Annotated in this window: 14 protein-coding genes; 3 read left to right on the top strand and 11 right to left on the bottom strand. The window is 40.9% G+C overall.

Annotated features, from left to right (window positions below; translation table 11 throughout):
* Positions 1 to 116 precede the first annotated feature (116 nt).
* On the bottom strand, positions 117 to 656 hold the full coding sequence (locus NSS78_RS06730; RefSeq protein WP_003211813.1) for an RDD family protein: 540 nt from the start codon (positions 654 to 656) through the stop codon (positions 117 to 119).
* Between the two features lie 298 nt (positions 657 to 954).
* On the opposite strand from NSS78_RS06730, the gene NSS78_RS06725 reads away from it, so the two are divergent.
* Positions 955 to 1,110 carry a hypothetical protein gene (locus tag NSS78_RS06725; protein ID WP_342468320.1) on the top strand — a complete coding sequence of 52 codons (156 nt, stop codon included), beginning with the start codon at positions 955 to 957 and terminating at the stop codon, positions 1,108 to 1,110.
* A gap of 61 nt (positions 1,111 to 1,171) precedes the next feature.
* Here NSS78_RS06725 and NSS78_RS06720 read toward each other — a convergent pair whose 3' ends face one another.
* Positions 1,172 to 2,056, bottom strand: a complete 885-nt coding sequence (locus NSS78_RS06720) for a cation diffusion facilitator family transporter (protein WP_137054701.1) — start codon at positions 2,054 to 2,056, stop codon at positions 1,172 to 1,174.
* Between the two features lie 292 nt (positions 2,057 to 2,348).
* Between NSS78_RS06720 and NSS78_RS06715 the strand changes: the two genes are divergently transcribed.
* Entirely contained in the window at positions 2,349 to 3,518 is a 1,170-nt protein-coding gene (locus tag NSS78_RS06715) for an aminotransferase A (protein ID WP_137054702.1), read from the top strand.
* Positions 3,519 to 3,543: 25 nt separating this feature from the next.
* On the opposite strand, the gene NSS78_RS06710 is transcribed toward NSS78_RS06715, so the two are convergent.
* Together NSS78_RS06710 and NSS78_RS06705 are read right to left on the bottom strand one after the other, a co-directional pair.
* Positions 3,544 to 5,373, bottom strand: a complete 1,830-nt coding sequence (locus NSS78_RS06710) for a PAS domain-containing sensor histidine kinase (protein WP_137054703.1) — start codon at positions 5,371 to 5,373, stop codon at positions 3,544 to 3,546.
* Positions 5,374 to 5,528: 155 nt separating this feature from the next.
* Positions 5,529 to 7,655, bottom strand: coding sequence for a penicillin-binding protein 2 (locus NSS78_RS06705; protein WP_050945152.1), 2,127 nt, complete (start codon positions 7,653 to 7,655; stop codon positions 5,529 to 5,531).
* Positions 7,656 to 7,991: 336 nt separating this feature from the next.
* Here NSS78_RS06705 and NSS78_RS06700 point away from each other — a divergent pair, with 336 nt between their 5' ends.
* Positions 7,992 to 8,786 (top strand): CAP domain-containing protein, encoded by a 795-nt coding sequence (locus tag NSS78_RS06700; protein ID WP_003212087.1) that lies wholly within the window; start codon positions 7,992 to 7,994, stop codon positions 8,784 to 8,786.
* 39 nt (positions 8,787 to 8,825) lie between these two features.
* On the opposite strand, the gene NSS78_RS06695 is transcribed toward NSS78_RS06700, so the two are convergent.
* The 7 genes from NSS78_RS06695 to NSS78_RS06665 form a co-directional block, all read right to left on the bottom strand.
* On the bottom strand, positions 8,826 to 9,698 hold the full coding sequence (locus tag NSS78_RS06695) for an NAD(P)-dependent oxidoreductase (protein WP_003211880.1): 873 nt from the start codon (positions 9,696 to 9,698) through the stop codon (positions 8,826 to 8,828).
* 13 nt (positions 9,699 to 9,711) lie between these two features.
* Positions 9,712 to 10,497, bottom strand: coding sequence for an SDR family oxidoreductase (locus NSS78_RS06690; protein ID WP_106029799.1), 786 nt, complete (start codon positions 10,495 to 10,497; stop codon positions 9,712 to 9,714).
* 74 nt (positions 10,498 to 10,571) lie between these two features.
* Positions 10,572 to 12,533 carry a methyl-accepting chemotaxis protein gene (locus tag NSS78_RS06685; protein ID WP_212045809.1) on the bottom strand — a complete coding sequence of 654 codons (1,962 nt, stop codon included), beginning with the start codon at positions 12,531 to 12,533 and terminating at the stop codon, positions 10,572 to 10,574.
* A 115-nt stretch (positions 12,534 to 12,648) separates the two neighbouring features.
* Positions 12,649 to 13,677, bottom strand: coding sequence for a spore photoproduct lyase (splB, locus tag NSS78_RS06680; RefSeq protein WP_309216606.1), 1,029 nt, complete (start codon positions 13,675 to 13,677; stop codon positions 12,649 to 12,651).
* An 82-nt stretch (positions 13,678 to 13,759) separates the two neighbouring features.
* Positions 13,760 to 14,002, bottom strand: coding sequence for a transcriptional regulator SplA domain-containing protein (locus NSS78_RS06675; protein WP_044331928.1), 243 nt, complete (start codon positions 14,000 to 14,002; stop codon positions 13,760 to 13,762).
* 97 nt (positions 14,003 to 14,099) lie between these two features.
* Complete coding sequence (ptsP, locus tag NSS78_RS06670) at positions 14,100 to 15,818, bottom strand: phosphoenolpyruvate--protein phosphotransferase (RefSeq protein WP_106029802.1); 1,719 nt, start codon at positions 15,816 to 15,818, stop codon at positions 14,100 to 14,102.
* Positions 15,818 to 16,084, bottom strand: a complete 267-nt coding sequence (locus NSS78_RS06665; RefSeq protein WP_003211078.1) for a phosphocarrier protein HPr — start codon at positions 16,082 to 16,084, stop codon at positions 15,818 to 15,820. Before NSS78_RS06665 ends, ptsP begins: the two co-directional genes overlap by 1 nt.
* Positions 16,085 to 16,109: the final 25 nt, after the last annotated feature.

The raw sequence follows: 16,109 nt of genomic DNA, 5'->3' as shown, positions 1-16,109 counted from the left end.
TCCCTTCCCTGCCTGATTTTTCACTATCATTCTATTTTATGTCATACGTCCCTCTTCCATACAAGCAATCTATACAAAAAGCACCTCTTACGATTGAGCAGAGGTGCTTTTTTTCATTATTTCTTCACAACAATGGTACTTGCAATTAAATCGTGAAGTGCTTGTTTTTTCTCTGTGAAAAAGGCAATGATGTAGCCAATATATAAGATTGGAGACAAAAAGCCTTTTGCAAAGAAGCGACCTGTTGCACGGCCGAATGTCACTTTTTCGCCCGTTACTCTTGTCACTTTAATCCCAAGAGCCATCTTACCAAGCGTTCCTTGCAGTTTTGATGATTCCATGATGGCGTAATAAAGCCATGTCACCACAATACCGACCAAGATCGCTCCTATATAGAAAAAGATAAGTCCCATAATCACTGCCCATTCCTCATCTGTCATAACAGTTGTTGAATAGTAATAGCTGTCGTCATCCATCATCAATGCTGCCTCTGGACTTGAGACAAAAAAGAGTGTTGCCAAAATAAACATGATAAAAGAATATGGTACGCCGATGATGATACCATCCAAAAGGTGTGCAAGAAAACGATAGCCTACGCCTGCTAGCTCAGGATGTTTCTTTTCTTGAATGTGTGGTTCTGTTATGTTTGTTTCCATCCTATTTCTCCTTTATTATGTATGTTTTCTATAAATTTCTTATAATCATTCGTTATTATATCTTATGAATATCGCAAGATCAATGTAACTTTACACTTTTACATATATTTTAGATCAGTTCGTCCTCAATGATTTATGTGAATAAATACTGAAAATTTGTGAAAATCATGGTAATTCTAGTTCTTTTACCTCCTGATTTTTTAACATTTTGTGATATTTTCGTCTTGTTTCCATTCTGCTGTTGACAATGGTTCTTCACATGGTACAATAGTCAAGGATTTTTTAAAGAAAGGTGTTCATGATGGGAACTGTCGTACTATTAAATAACAATGAAATGACTGTGATTGAAGATATTTGCGAAGCTGATTTTTTAGACATGAAGCATGATTTGTCAAATGATGACGCAGCTTATATCTCTTGGTATGAAGATTACGATACTGCTTATGGATATTGATTTCATTTCATAGATGAAGCGTAAAAAAAGGCGATACAACCTAAGTTGGTTGATCGCCTTTTTACGTTTGCGTGCTTCTTTCACTTTCAGGTTCTACATGAATAAAGATTTGTGCATGCGGAAAATCTTGCTGAATCTTCTCTTCAATTCGATCACATAATTGATGAACATCTTCTATCGTTGTCTTGCCATCTACAATCAAATGAAAATCAATATATTCCTCTGCACCGGATCGTCTTGTTCGAAAGTCATGATATTCGATGAATTCTTGACTGAATCCTTGAATGATTGCTTCGATCGATTGTTCTTCCTCGGGCGTTAGCCGGGCGTCTACGAGCGGCGGGAAGGCTTCTTTCATGAGTTTAAATGCTTCACGCATAATAAAGAGAGCAAGTATCATTCCAATGATCGGATCTAAGAAATACCAGTCGGTTAATGCGACAAGCAATAAACTGAATGCGACCCCTAATGACGTATACACATCAGTTAACAGGTGCAATGCATTCGATTTCATGGCGACAGAATGTACTCGCTCTGCCTCTTTGTTCACAACCTTCGATACGATAAAATTGATGAGCGCGCCTATCAGCATCACCACAATGCCAAGTACAGGCAGCTTGACTGGCTCTGGATGCATTAATTTGTGAACACATTCGTAGATGATCCAAATGCCCGCAACGAAAATCAGTAAGGTCTCAATCGTTCCAGAAATATTTTCGACTTTTCCATGTCCATAAGGATGTTTAGAATCTGCTGGCTTTCTTGAAATACGAACAGAGATAAATGCAATAAAAGATGCCATTAAATCGAGAAAAGAATGAATGGCTTCTGATAAAACCGCAACAGATCCAGTGAGCAGACCTACAATGATTTTTAAGATGACAACAAATGTGTTACTCATCACGGATAGAAACGCTATTTTTGATGTCTTCGCTGATTGTTCCATTTATCGTCCTCCTTTAGGAGATCGTATGTCTATGAAAGCAATTCCCATGACCCTGATTCTCACGTTCTTTCAGTTTACACCGTTTTGCCGTTTTCTAATCATGTTATCGCAGCCTGTATTTTCTCGTGAGGTTACGCTATAATAAATGTTGCTCTTTCTTCAATATATCACTCATGCTGTGATGAATAGGAGAATAGACTACAGATAATGATATCCAGTGCCTTTCGCAGGTGACATTTATGCAGTGAATGGTAAAATAGGATAAAAACATAAATTTTTAAGGTGATGAGAAATGGAGCATTTGCTGAATCCAAGAGTAAAGGATATTGAAATTTCAGGCATTCGAACATTTTCAAATCTCGTATCGTCATATGAGGATGTCGTTTCTTTGACGATAGGCCAGCCCGATTTTTATACGCCGCATCATGTCAAAACAGCTGCAAAAGCAGCCATTGACGAGAATTTTACTTCGTACACTCATAATGCTGGTTTCCTAGAGCTAAGACAAGCAATCCAGCACTACATCAAGAAGAAAGTCAACCTTGATTATGATGCAGAGTCAGAGATCATTGTGACGACAGGTGCAAGTCAAGCGATTGATGCTGCGTTTCGAACCATTTTGTCAGAGGGTGATGAAGTGATTCTACCTGGACCTGTCTACCCTGGCTATGAACCGATCATTCGAATGTGCGGGGGGAAGCCCGTACATATCGACACAACGAATGCTGGCTTTAAATTAAATGCCAAGCTGATTGAGGATGCATTAACGGAAAAGACAAAGTGTGTTGTGCTTCCTTATCCTTCAAACCCAACTGGTGTCACGCTTTCAGAAGAAGAATTGAACGAGATTGCCCAGCTCCTTGAAGGAAAAAACATCTTTATTTTATCCGATGAAATCTATAGCGAGCTGACATTTGACCGGCCGCATCATTCAATCGCTTCTTTCTTAAAGGAACAGACCATTGTGATTAACGGACTGTCTAAGTCTCATAGCATGACTGGTTGGAGAATTGGCTTTTTATTTGCTTCAGCTCCAATTGCTAAACATGTATTAAAAGTACATCAATATAACGTGTCTTGTGCCTCGGCTGTCTCACAAAAGGCGGCACTTGAAGCTGTGACAAATGGTGTGGATGATGCACTCATCATGAGAGAGCAATATAAGAAAAGGCTCGATTATGTATATGATCGGCTCATTTCTATGGGGCTTCCGGTCATTAAGCCTTCTGGCGCTTTTTATATTTTTCCATCCATTGAATCGTTTGGGATGAGTTCCTTTGATTTTTGTATGGAGCTGTTAGAAAGTACAAGACTTGCTGTCGTACCAGGGTCTGCTTTCTCTCCACTCGGCGAGGGGTATGTGCGTCTATCCTATGCTTATTCACTTGAAACACTGAAAGAAGGACTTGACCGCCTAGAACAATTCGTTCTTGAAAAGCGTTCTATTCATTTAACAGACTGAAACAACGGCTCTCCTGCCGTTGTTTTTATTTTGCAGGAAACATGATGTGAAATACGGTGCCCTTTTCGGGATGACTATCCACACGGATCGTCCCGTTGTGATTTTCTAAAATATTAAATGTCACCATAAGGCCAAGTCCAGTCCCTTTTTCCTTTGTCGTTAAAAAGGGCTCTCCTATTCGCTTCATGACCGATTCAGGAATGCCAACCCCTTCATCACGAATGGTGACGTGAATTCCATCTCTTTCTGCTTTGGCCGTAATGTCAACCTGCCCTCCGTCCGGCATGGATTCTACGGCATTTTTGATTAAATTGATAAACACCTGCTTGAGCTGATTTTGATCCCCGTTCATCAGGAGATCCTCTTCTATTTCACTTGTATTCATTAAAATGCCATTTAAGTTCGCTTGTGTTTCTAATAAAGCCGTGACTTCGCTGATGATTTTTTTCAAATCAAGTGTCTGCATCGATGCCGTTTGCTGCGGTTTTGCCAGCATGAGCAGCTCGCTTAAGATAATTTCTATCCGGCTCAGTTCAGAGAAAACAATCTCGAAATATTGATCCCGATCTTTTGTTTTCGGTTTAATGAGCTGCAAAAAGCCTTTGATGGCAGTCAATGGGTTCCTGATCTCATGTGCAATGCCCGCAGCCAATTGGCCTGCGATCGATAATTTTTCAGATCGGAGCATGAGCTCTTCTGTCTGCTTACGTTCGGATATATCTCTTAAAATAATTTGAACGGCTGTTTCTCCAAAAAATGTAGTTGGGATACACACCATTTCTGTATAAATCAGTTTGTGTTTAAACGTATGACAGCTCATCGTGACAATCTCAGAATCTGATGCTCTTTCAATAATACGTGATATGCTTTTTTTCACTTTTGGCTGGTCACAGGAATGGATTTGATGAAAAATATCTTTTCCTATTAATTTATCGTAATGCTCGGCTTCAAATAATTTAATGCCTGATTCATTCATAAACACCCATTTGTGATCGTGAATGACCGCAATCGTATCAATGGAGTTTTGGATGAGCAGCTGATACCGCTCCCGGCTTTTTTGCAGAACGGTTTGGAATTTCTTACGGGATGAGATGTCTACTAACAGCAAAAGCTCTGCCCGCTGATTTTGATAGATCGTTGGTGATGACTTCACTTCGATATGAATGCTGCTCCCATCTTTCCGCTTCCAAATCTGTTCAATCATTCCGACTGGAAGACCTTGTTGCAGCCTTGTAATTCGGCTTCTCACAATGTCATGGTACTCCTCAGCAATAAAGTCAAATGCAGTTTTGCCGATCATGTCATCTCTTGTACATACCCCCATTAATTGAAGCATCGCATCATTCGCATAAACAATTTCCCCTAAAATCGTAATACATAACGGATTTGGCAGCATGGCAATCAATTGTTCAGCTTCACTGACATGTTGGAAAGCCGGCAGACTGCCTAACGACTGTTCTGACACTTCTGATGTTGTTTGAAATGCTGCTTTTTGCGGTTCAGCGTCCAGCACCCTCATTTTTAGGATCATTTCTCTACTTAATTCACTGTCTAACTCATCACAAGCAACAAAATCAATACTAGCTTCAATCCATACAGCTGTTAGGTCACTTCTAAGCAGCCTAAAGTGGGAAATCTCTAGCATGTGCTGATTGTAGAAATAACTCTCGACGAGAAATTGATCTTCGGTATGAACAAAGTCTTTCAAAAAACACCCTAGTAAATCCTTTTGTTCATAGAGCAAAAGCTGCTTACAGTTAGAAGAAATGTAGAGAAAGCGGCCATTAGAAGAAAGAACGGCATGTAAATCGATATTCGAATAAAGCTGATTCGAATCTTTCATTTTTTGTTCCATCGTCGTCCGACCCTCCTTTTCATTTTTTAGGGTTGTCCTTAGATTGATGTATAAAAAAGATTCGCTAGAAAACCCGTATTTTCCTTCCGTCATCGAGGGAAACGTCCATATTTTCAGCAAAAAAGAGCACATTCTCTTGATGTGCTCTCTGCTGTTTACTGCTTTTCGTATTTCTTTTGTAATTCAACGTACTTATCAATAATTTTACTTGGGATGGTTTTAATGACGGAATCTTTGTCTGAGACATAAGGTGTCACGACACTAAAAGCTACTTTTGGATTGGACGATGGATAATATCCTCCAAAGGTTAAATTGTAAGTGGGGTTTCCCCACCAGCTGCGGTTAGCACCATAGTAAAAGGTTTGGGCCGTCCCTGTTTTTCCTGAGACATCATGCTGACCAAAGCGGCCAGCGGCAGTACCGCCGGTCGATGTGACCATTTTCAGTCCCATTTTGACGCGGTCAATATCTGCTTTCGAATTGTTAATCGTGTTCAATACCTTCGGCTCGTATTTTTTCACGACTGGGCCTACTTCATCCTTCTTCGTTGGAAGGTGAACGCTTTTCACCACTCTTGGTTGAACGCGATTTCCTCCATTGGCGATCGTTGACATGTACTGGGCAACTTGAAGCGGTGTATACGTGTCATACTGCCCAATTGCTTCATCGAGCAAAAGTCCGCCGACCGTCTTCGGATGTGTCTGCATCCCGCTTGATTCCTGCGGCAAATCGATCCCTGTTTTCACGCCGAGGCCGAATTGCGCATAGTAGTTTCTCATTTTTTGCAGGTGCTCAGGTCTTGCCGGTAACGGACCATCCTTTTGATAAATGATGCCCGCCATTCTCATCGCTACTTGGAACATGTAGACGTTGGAACTTTTTTGGAGAGCCTGTAGATCATTGACCCATCCAAGAACTTTGTATGACCGTTTCGGCTTTCCACCACTCCCTGCAAAGTAGAGCGGTGTATCCATATAGGATTGGTTGTGCGACATTCCGTCCTGATAACCGCCAAGTACTGTGGCTCCTTTGATTACAGAGCCCATTTCGTACTGGGTCGTAAATGTTCCGATGGCATAATCAGTGACGTCTCTGCCGTCCATTTTCTTGCCAGACATCGCGAGAACATCCCCAGTGTTAGGGTCCATCATCACGACAAATGCACGGTCCATCATATAGTTTCTCGCACTAGCGGATCTAAGCTCTGATTCGACGATCTTGTCGACTTCCTTTTGCAGCTCCATATCAAATGTCAGTGCAAGATCAAGTCCTCTTCGTCCCTCTGTCCGCTTGATTTCATCGAGCAGCTTCCCGCCAACCTGAGTATATTGAACGGTCGCTTTCTCCGGGTTCAGAAAATCCTCGTATTGATACTCTAAATAGCTCTTCCCTACTCGGTCATTACGTGAGTAGCCTCTTGCCATATAGTAATCTTCACGCTCTTTTATAATCCCTTGCTCTGGTGTGGTCACACCGCCAAGTACATTATAAAGGGTCTTCTCATACGGATATTTTCTTGTCCAATCATTGATGACATTCACACCAGGTAGTTCATCAAGATGCTCTGATACAAGTGAAATCTCTTCATAGGTCAAACTCACAGATGATGCCTGCTTTGACTCTTTTGTTTCATCGAGTAAAGCAACTTTTTCGTCCCCTTTTTTCTCTTCATTTGGGTCCATTGCTTTCACGATTTGAGGCTCAAAGGCATATCCGCCTGTAAATCGACGATAGATCGCTGCAACTGCTTTTTCCTCTGCATTTTTTTCGATCGCCTTGACCTCTTCCTTAGGCACGCGCTCTACTTGAAGCGGATAGACATCTTTTGCTTTAAGATTCTTTTGCTCTGCTTTTGAAATGAGCTTATCCGCTTCTTTCGGATGGCTTGCCAGCCAAAAATCTCGAATGTCACGCTCTCTCAAAAAATCAGTATCCATTTTTATATAAGTCGCAAGTTTTCTTGCTACCTTAATCTTATCCTTCGCTTTTACACCGCTTTCTGATGTATAAACGATGGCAGGTACACTTTCATTATCAACGACGATTCTTCCTCTCGCGTCATACATTTTTCCTCTTGGTGACGGGTATGATGCTGTTTTGACCTCTGTTCGGTTAGCCTGCTTTTTATAATCCTCACCATTGACGATTTGCAGTACACCAAGCTTGATCACAAGCACAGCAAACAAACTAAAGACAGCGAAGAAAAAGAGATTAATCCTCCAGGCGTTCCGGCGCTTGAATTTTTTCTGCTCGGCACCACCTTGATGCTGTTTCTCTCCCACTTATGTAGCTCCTCTCATCCTTTCAATCTTTTACAATTACCACTCATTATTGTAACACTTTTGTAATAGTTGTTACAGCGAAACAAGCGAAAAAAAGCTGTCAATCCCTATTATGCAAAAAAATATACTAACACTTTAAAATATTGGTATGTTTATGTCGTTTTCATTAAATGGAAGAATTCCCTATCCTTTGATATGAGGCGGTTTTTTTTGTGACTTTAACAAAAATGACAAACAGGCATTGTCAATGGAGGATGCTGGTACGTTTATAACAAAAAGTCCATGTTATGATTTTCTGTGAGAAAACAAAACAAAGATTTTAGGAGGAGTTACAATATGAAGAAGAAATCATTCTTTTTTTCAGCGCTAACGGCTGCTGCACTCATCACGTTCACTGGGGGACATTCAGCTGATGCGAAGGAGCTTAACCTGAAACAAGTAATACATGTACAGCATCAAACCATTGATCTTCATACATTAGCTACAAAATTACATATCTCTTCAGATGTAAACAAGCTAAGCAAGTCGAATCAAAAAGAGATCGAAGCTCTTTTAAACAAGCTGATCAAAAGCGGTCAACCTGTTACTGGCACAAAAGTGGTAAAAGAAGTAAACAAAGCAAAAAATGAACAAAAACAAGAATCAGTGAAAAAACCTACTGCTTCTAAACCAAGTGCGCCAGCAAAACAAAATACAAACAACAATACAAAAGCTGATCAAAAAGACACAACGACAGCAAAAGCAGACAGCAGCTTGAATGCATTTGAAAAAGAAGTCGTTGAGCTTACAAACAAAGAGCGTGCAAAGCAAGGATTAAAAGCACTTTCTGTTGATTCAAAACTAAGCAAATCTGCTCGCGCAAAATCTCAAGATATGAAAGATAAAAACTATTTCTCTCATACAAGCCCAACTTACGGATCTCCATTTGATCAAATGAAGAAATTCGGGATCACTTACAAAACAGCAGGTGAAAACATTGCCCAAGGTCAAAGATCTCCACAGGAAGTGGTGACTGCTTGGATGAACAGTGAAGGTCATAGAGCCAATATCTTAAACAAAAACTATACACATATCGGTGTTGGTTATGTGAAATCTGGCAACTACTGGACGCAGCAATTCATCGGAAAATAAGTTATCTAAAAAGCCTGTCCCGAAGTAGGACAGGCTTTTTTATTTCACCCATAATTTATATATACTTTGTGTGCCGCTATTTTCTTCGCCCTGTTCGCGCAGCTTCTCATAAAGTGACTTCGCAAGTGAGAGCCCAGGCATCTCTTCTCCCATCAGCTCTGCTTCTTCAAGTGCAATGCCCATATCTTTAATAAAATGCTTCACGTAGAACCCTGGCTCGAAATCACCTTTCAGCATTCTTGGTGCAAGGTTTGACAAGGACCAGCTTCCTGCCGCACCCGTTGTGATGCTTTTGAGCACGTGCTCTGGATCAAGTCCTGATTTTTCGGCATAGGCCATAGCCTCTGCGACACCTACCATGCCTGCTGCAATCGCAATTTGGTTACACATTTTGGTATGCTGGCCGCTTCCTGCAGGTCCTTGATATTGAATGTTTTCGCCCATTTTCTCAAATAAGGGCAAACACGCTTCATAGGCTGATTTTTCTCCGCCAATCATAATGGCAAGCGTTGCATTTTTTGCACCTACGTCTCCGCCAGAAACTGGTGCATCTAATGCAAACAGCCCTTTTTCTTTCGCTTTCACTTCAATTTCTTTTGCCAGCTGAGGCTTCGATGTCGTCATATCTATCAGATAAGTACCAGGCGTAGCATGTGCCACAAGCCCCTCTTCACCTAAATAGATTTCTTCTACATCTGATGGATATCCTACCATTGTGATGACAGCATCTGCATGTTGTGCAATTTCCTTCACTTCCGGCTTCCATGATGCGCCTTTTTGAATGAGTGCATCTGCTTTCGCTTTTGTTCTTGTATAAACGAGAACTTCATATCCAGCATCCATTAAATGTTCTGCCATACTGCGTCCCATTACACCAATTCCAATAAAACCAACTGTTTTGATTTGTGTCATCACTTGTTCCTCCTTAAAGAGACTTTGTCAATCCACCATCAATGATAAGTGTTTGACCTGTCATGTATGTATTGGCTTCAGATAAAAGAAAGGCTGCATATGCTGCAAATTCCTCTGGCTGCCCATAACGGCCAAGCGGAATCGTACGTTCAGCCTGTGCTTTGATTTCTTCAACCGTTTGGTGCTCTGCCTGCGCGCGGTGCTTGTCGAGCTGTTTGACACGGTCTGTTTCAATTTTCCCTGGGGCTAACGTATTAATCAAAATCCCATCCTTAGCAAGCTCCTGAGCGGCTGTTTTTGTCCAGCCGGCAATAGCCGGTCTAAAAGTATTTGACAGCATCAAGCCTGGGATCGGTTCTTTTACTGACATAGACGCAATGTTTAACACGCGTGCACCGCGTTTTTTCAAATAAGGCAAGGCCTCTTTTAATAATCGAATATAGCTGAGTAAATGAAGCTGAAATGATTCCATCCAGTCTTCATCTGTTAAGGTTTCAAGCGTCCCTGTTTTAGGCCCGCCTGTATTGTTCACAAGAATGTCTACACACTTCTCATCACCAGCTGCCGCTTGAACTAGCGCCTTGATTTGCTGCGCGTCAGACACATCACATACTTGATAAGTCAGCTTTCCTTTTACAAGCGGAGATAATTCTTTCACCGTTTCTGTCAGCGTGTGCTCATGTCTTCCTGAAAGCATCACATCTGCTCCCTCTTTTGCTAGAGCAAAGGCAATCGCTTTTCCGATACCTTGACTACTTGCAGCGACCAATGCTTTTTTTCCAGATAAATTGACATTCATGTCAACACCTCCTTTGCTTTATTTTATCATACAAAAAGAACCTTGCTCACGTCGCAAGGTTCCTTTTCGCTTCTTTACAGCTTAAACCGATCTACTGCTTGACGTAATGCATTGCTGGATTCGTTCAGCATTTCAGTCGAGGTTTTCGTTCTTTCTAAAACTTGGACTTGTTCATCTGTAGACGCATGCACTTCCTCAGCTGAAGCCGCCGATTCTTCTGAAATTGCAGCAATGCTTTGAATGGAGTCACTCATCTTCTGCTGTTCTTCTGTCATTTCATTGATCTGTGTATGAATGCTGTCGATTGTACCGACAAGTGCCTGCATTTCCATTGTGATGCTGCTCAGTGCCTCACCTGTTGCATTAATGGCGTCACCTTGTTCCTCATTCATCTTACTTGCTGCTGTCATCGCTTCAGCCGCCTTCTTCGATTCATTTTGAATGAGTTTGACGGTTTCACTAATGTGTTTTGTTGATTGCGCAGATTGTTCAGCAAGCTTTCTGACTTCTTCTGCAACAACAGCAAATCCTCGTCCGCTTTCTCCAGCTCTCGCTGCTTCAATGCTTGCATTCAGTGCAAGTAAATTCGTTTGATCCGAGATTTGAGAAATGGCTGTCACCACGTTTTCGATATTTTTCGTTTTATGCTCAAGGTCTAGCAGCATTTGCTCTACCTTTTTCGATTCTTCGTTCGCTTGTGTTGATTTTTGAACGAGCACACCAAGTGCATCAAGCCCTTTATAGCTTGCATCCTCAGATGATTTTGAGTTGGTTTGCATTTGTGAGGCAAGCTCACCCATATGGCGCACTTTCTCATACAATTGCTCTGATTTCTCATTAATTGTTTCTGCATCTGATGCCTGCTTAGATGCCCCTGTAGCCACCTCTTGAATGGCGGTTGCAATCTGTTCGCTCGACAGCAAGGTTTCATTTGAAATTTGTGTGACTTCATCAGTTGATGTCACTACTTGGTCTGAAGCCCCTTTCACTTTTTCAATTAACTCTCTAATTCCTTCGGTCATTTGATTAAAGCTCTTTGTTAGGAAACCAATCTCATCTTGAGATTTCGTTTCAAGTGAGCTGGTTAAATCACCTTCAGATACTTTACGCACATGCTCGATCAGACGCTTGATTGGCGTTGTAATGCTTTTTGCTAATAAGAAACTGAGAATGATCGCAAGAATAATGGCAATCACTGAAATAATGATGCTCGTCTGATTCATTTGTTCTGTGATCCAAAGCAGTTTCTTTTTCTCAAAGCTGACACCTATTGTCCAGTCTGCCTCTTTGATTTTAGAAATGACCGTCAGTTCTTTATTATCATCAATACCGGAATTGTCGATCGCTTTTTTTACAGAAGCAATTTTTGATATGTTTTTTCCTTGCTCAGTTGGATGTGCCAAAATCGTTCCTTTGCCATCAACTAAGAAAGCAGTTCCCATATAAGGGATCTTTTGTTCCTTAATATATGATTGAATGGAAGACAGCTTTAAATCAAGTCCTGCGACGCCAACAACCTTTCCATTTCGCACAATTGCCTTGGTGGCTGAGACAACCATTTCATTCGTTGCTTTATCAATGTACGGATCTGTCCAGATGACTTCATCAGGCTTTTCAGCAGAATTAATAAACCAATCTCTCTTTGTTGGATCATATCCCTCGCCAAAATCAGATTCTGGGAAGGCAAACATTTTGCCGCCACTTGTTCCTATATAGGCAAGTGAGATCAGTTCATCCTGCTCCTGCAAGCCTTTTAGTTCATCGTTTTCAAAGGCTAATGTTTGTTTTGTTTGCTTTTGGGCAAAATCTTTTGTCAGTGTACTTGTTGCCAGTCTGTTTATTGTATCCCCGTAATTATCAAGCTTTTGAGCAATAATATCTCTCATGCTTTCTGCTGTTGCTGCTGTAGTCGTTTTTGCATCCCGTTCAATGAGTGGTCTCAATACTATGTTGGAACCCACTTGAACTGCCACAACGGTTAATATTAAAATAACTGAGATAAAAACAGCTATTCTCACTTGAAGTTTCTTAAACATCTCATCACCCCTACATCCTACTTTCGTATCTTATTTTGTATATCGGCAAAATTGATACCGCATTCAATAGTTGCAAGAAAATTTAAATAGAAAAAACAAGCCCTAAAGGCTTGCTTTAAGTGAAATATTCAATTTTCGCAGACGGAAAGTACCGATCAATATATGATTCTAAAGTCCGCCTTAACTCTTGTTCCTCATCTTTTTGATAGATATATTTCCCAATCCCATATCTACCCCACTTGTATCTTCTTTTTTCTTCATCTAATTCTAATTTTGATTTCGGATAGTTTTTTTGGATGACACGCTTCGCTGGTTTTGTAAAACGATGCTGGATCATTTCAAAGGTGATATCGTGCCTCACATCTTCAGGAAGGGCTGCATCTAGCTTTTCAAAAAGAACTTTATACCCTTCCTGCCAGCCTTCATGAATGTAAATTGGGGCAATAATAAAGCCAAGAGGATAGCCTGCCTTTGCGACCTTGACAGCCGCTTCAATCCGCTGATCAAGCGGTGATGTTCCAGGTTCGAAATATTTAATGACATAATCCGCATTGATGCTAAAACGGAATCTTGTCCGGCCATTATGCTTTGCATCAAGTAAATGATCGACATGATGAAATTTGGTCACAAAGCGAAGCTTACCAAGATCAGTTTGGCCGAAGTATTCAATCGCTTTCTTTAGTGTATGTGTCAAATGGTCAATTCCTACAATATCTGACGTACAAGAAGCTTCGAATCTCGTGATATCCGGCGCACGCTCATTCATGTACTGCTCCGCCTGATCTAATATTTCTTCAACATTCACATATGTTCGAATGTATGGCTTACTTCCCATCGTCGTTTGCAGGTAGCAATAATGGCAATGCCCCATACAGCCTGTTGCAAATGGGATCGCATACTCCGCAGATGGTTTAGACGTATCAAACTTCAACGTTTTCCTCACACCAATGACAAGCGTTGATTTCGCATTACGATACTTTTGTAAGTCATTTTTACCCGGAATATTTCTTACTTGGTTATGTGAAGTCGTTTCTCTTATTTCAATACCCATCCCCTCGAACTTTTCCTTCAGCTCTCGTCCTAACGGGTACTCTAACGCCCGTGGTTCAATGTACACAAGCTGGGGCACAAAAGGTTTGATCATATTTAGCACATCCTTACCTTATAGGTTTTCATACCGTTACTTTAACCGTGCAAGATGGCTTTTATCCTTTCTAAAATCTCCCTTATTCAAATAAATCTTGATAAAGAGCTTCTGCTTCTTCATATGTCGGAAAGACCGCATCATCTGGAGCTAAAGGATGGTACGTTTCAAGTAAGAATAGGGCAAGCTCCTCTTCGTTGTATGGATGTGAAACGATTTCTGCTTCTTTGATTTGTGCTACGTTTGCTGCATGTGGATTTCGATAAATCACATATACTTGATCACCCGGTTTATAGTCTGAGAAAGGCAATCTGGTCACCTCCATTTTTCTTATAGAATGCCCTTCTCTCTGACGGATATGACCCAATATGATAAAATTCGACAAAAAAACCAGACAGGGTTACTGTCTGGTTTGAATTCACTTAGTTATGTTGAAACGTTTTCTTCACGAAATCAACCACTTCTTCTGTCGTGCTAAGTGATAAAATATGCTCTTTAAATGATGCAGCTTCTTCCTTAGAAAGCTTGCTTAGCTGAGTTCTTGCTGGAAGAATAGATGTTGCACTCATTGAGAATTCATCTAATCCTAATCCAAGAAGAAGAGGAATTGCGATTTCATCTCCTGCCATCTCTCCGCACATGCCAACCCATTTACCTTCTTTATGCGCTGCTTCAATAACAAGCGTAATCAGACGTAAAATCGCTGGATTGTAAGGCTGGTAAAGATAAGACACTCGTTCGTTCATTCGATCAGCAGCCATTGTGTATTGAATCAAGTCATTCGTTCCAATACTGAAGAAATCCACTTCTTTTGCAAATTGGTCTGCAATGACAGCTGTTGATGGAATTTCTACCATTATACCGATTTCAATGGAATCGGATACGTCTGTACCAGCGGCAACCAATGCTTCTTTTTCTTCAAGTAAAATGGCTTTTGCTTCTCTAAATTCTGATAACGTCGCGATCATAGGGAACATGATTTTCAAGTTTCCATATGTACTTGCACGAAGTAAGGCGCGTAGCTGTGTTCTGAAAATCTCCTGTTCTTCGAGGCAAAGGCGGATCGCTCTAAAGCCAAGAAACGGGTTCATTTCTTTTGGAAGCTGCAAGTAAGGGAGTTCTTTATCGCCACCAATATCTAGTGTGCGGACAACCACTGCTTTGCCTTCCATTTTCTCTAAAACAGTTTTATACGCATCGAACTGCTCTTCTTCTGTAGGAAGCTGATCTCTGCCCATGTATAAAAATTCTGTACGGTACAATCCGACTGCTTCGCCGCCATTTTCAAGCACACCTTTTACATCTTCAGGTGTTCCGATATTTGCAGCTAGCTCTACGTGAACGCCGTCTTTTGTGACCGTTGGCTGGTCAACCAGTTTCGCCCATTCCGCTTTTTTAGCTAAATAGTCTTCATGCTTTTTTTGATACGCTTTCACTTCATCTTCAGAAGGCTGAATGATGACGTCTCCGCTAATACCATCAACAATGATCAGATCACCATTTTTCACCGTTTTTGTTGCTTCTTTTGTTCCAACAACAGCTGGAATCTCCATTGATCTTGCCATAATCGCTGAGTGAGAAGTACGACCGCCGATATCTGTCGCAAACCCTTTGACGAATTGTCTGTTTAGCTGAGCAGTATCAGAAGGAGTTAAATCTTCAGCAATGATGACCACTTCTTCAGAAATCATGCTTGGATTCGGAATGTCAACGCCTAGCAAATGTCCAATTACACGTTTTGTTACGTCGCGAATATCCGCTGCACGTTCCTTCATGTATTCATTGTCCATTGCTTCGAACATCGTAACAAACATTGTCGCTGTTTCTTTTAAAGCAAATTCAGCATTTACTTTATCAGAGTTGATTTTATCCTTTACTGGGTTTAGCAGCTCTGGATCACTTAACACAAGAAGGTGTGCAGAAAAGATATCTGCTTTGTCTTGGCCAAGCTCTTTTAGCGCATGTTCTTTAATTGCTTCAAGTTCTTGTTTAGAAACATGAATTGCTTCTTCAAAACGCTTCACTTCTGTCTCTGGATCGTTGATGTCTTTTTGGTGAACTGTTAAATCTGGTTCTTCCAGACGATATGCTTTTGCAATCGCAACGCCTGCTGAAGCACCGATTCCTTTCAGTTGTTGCATTACTCGCCTAGGCCTTCACTTTTCATTGTGTCTTTAAGCGCAGCAAGTGCATCATTTTCATCAGAACCAGAAGCAGAGATTGTGATTGTAGCACCTTTCGCAATTCCTAGAGACATTACACCCATAATAGATTTCAGGTTCACTGTTTTACCATTATATTCTAAGTTGATATCAGCATCATATTTACTAGCAGTTTGTACAAGTACTGTTGCAGGACGTGCGTGAATTCCAGAATCTGCAGTTACTTTGAATGTTTGTTGAGCCATTTTTATCAATCTCCTTTTTATACAA

The organism is Bacillus sp. FSL W8-0920 (assembly GCF_038593215.1).
In the GTDB taxonomy this organism is placed as follows: Bacteria; Bacillota; Bacilli; order Bacillales; family Bacillaceae; genus Bacillus; species Bacillus pumilus.
The sequence above is the reverse complement of the archived record's forward strand: the minus strand, read 5'-3'. Positions and strand labels throughout refer to the sequence as shown.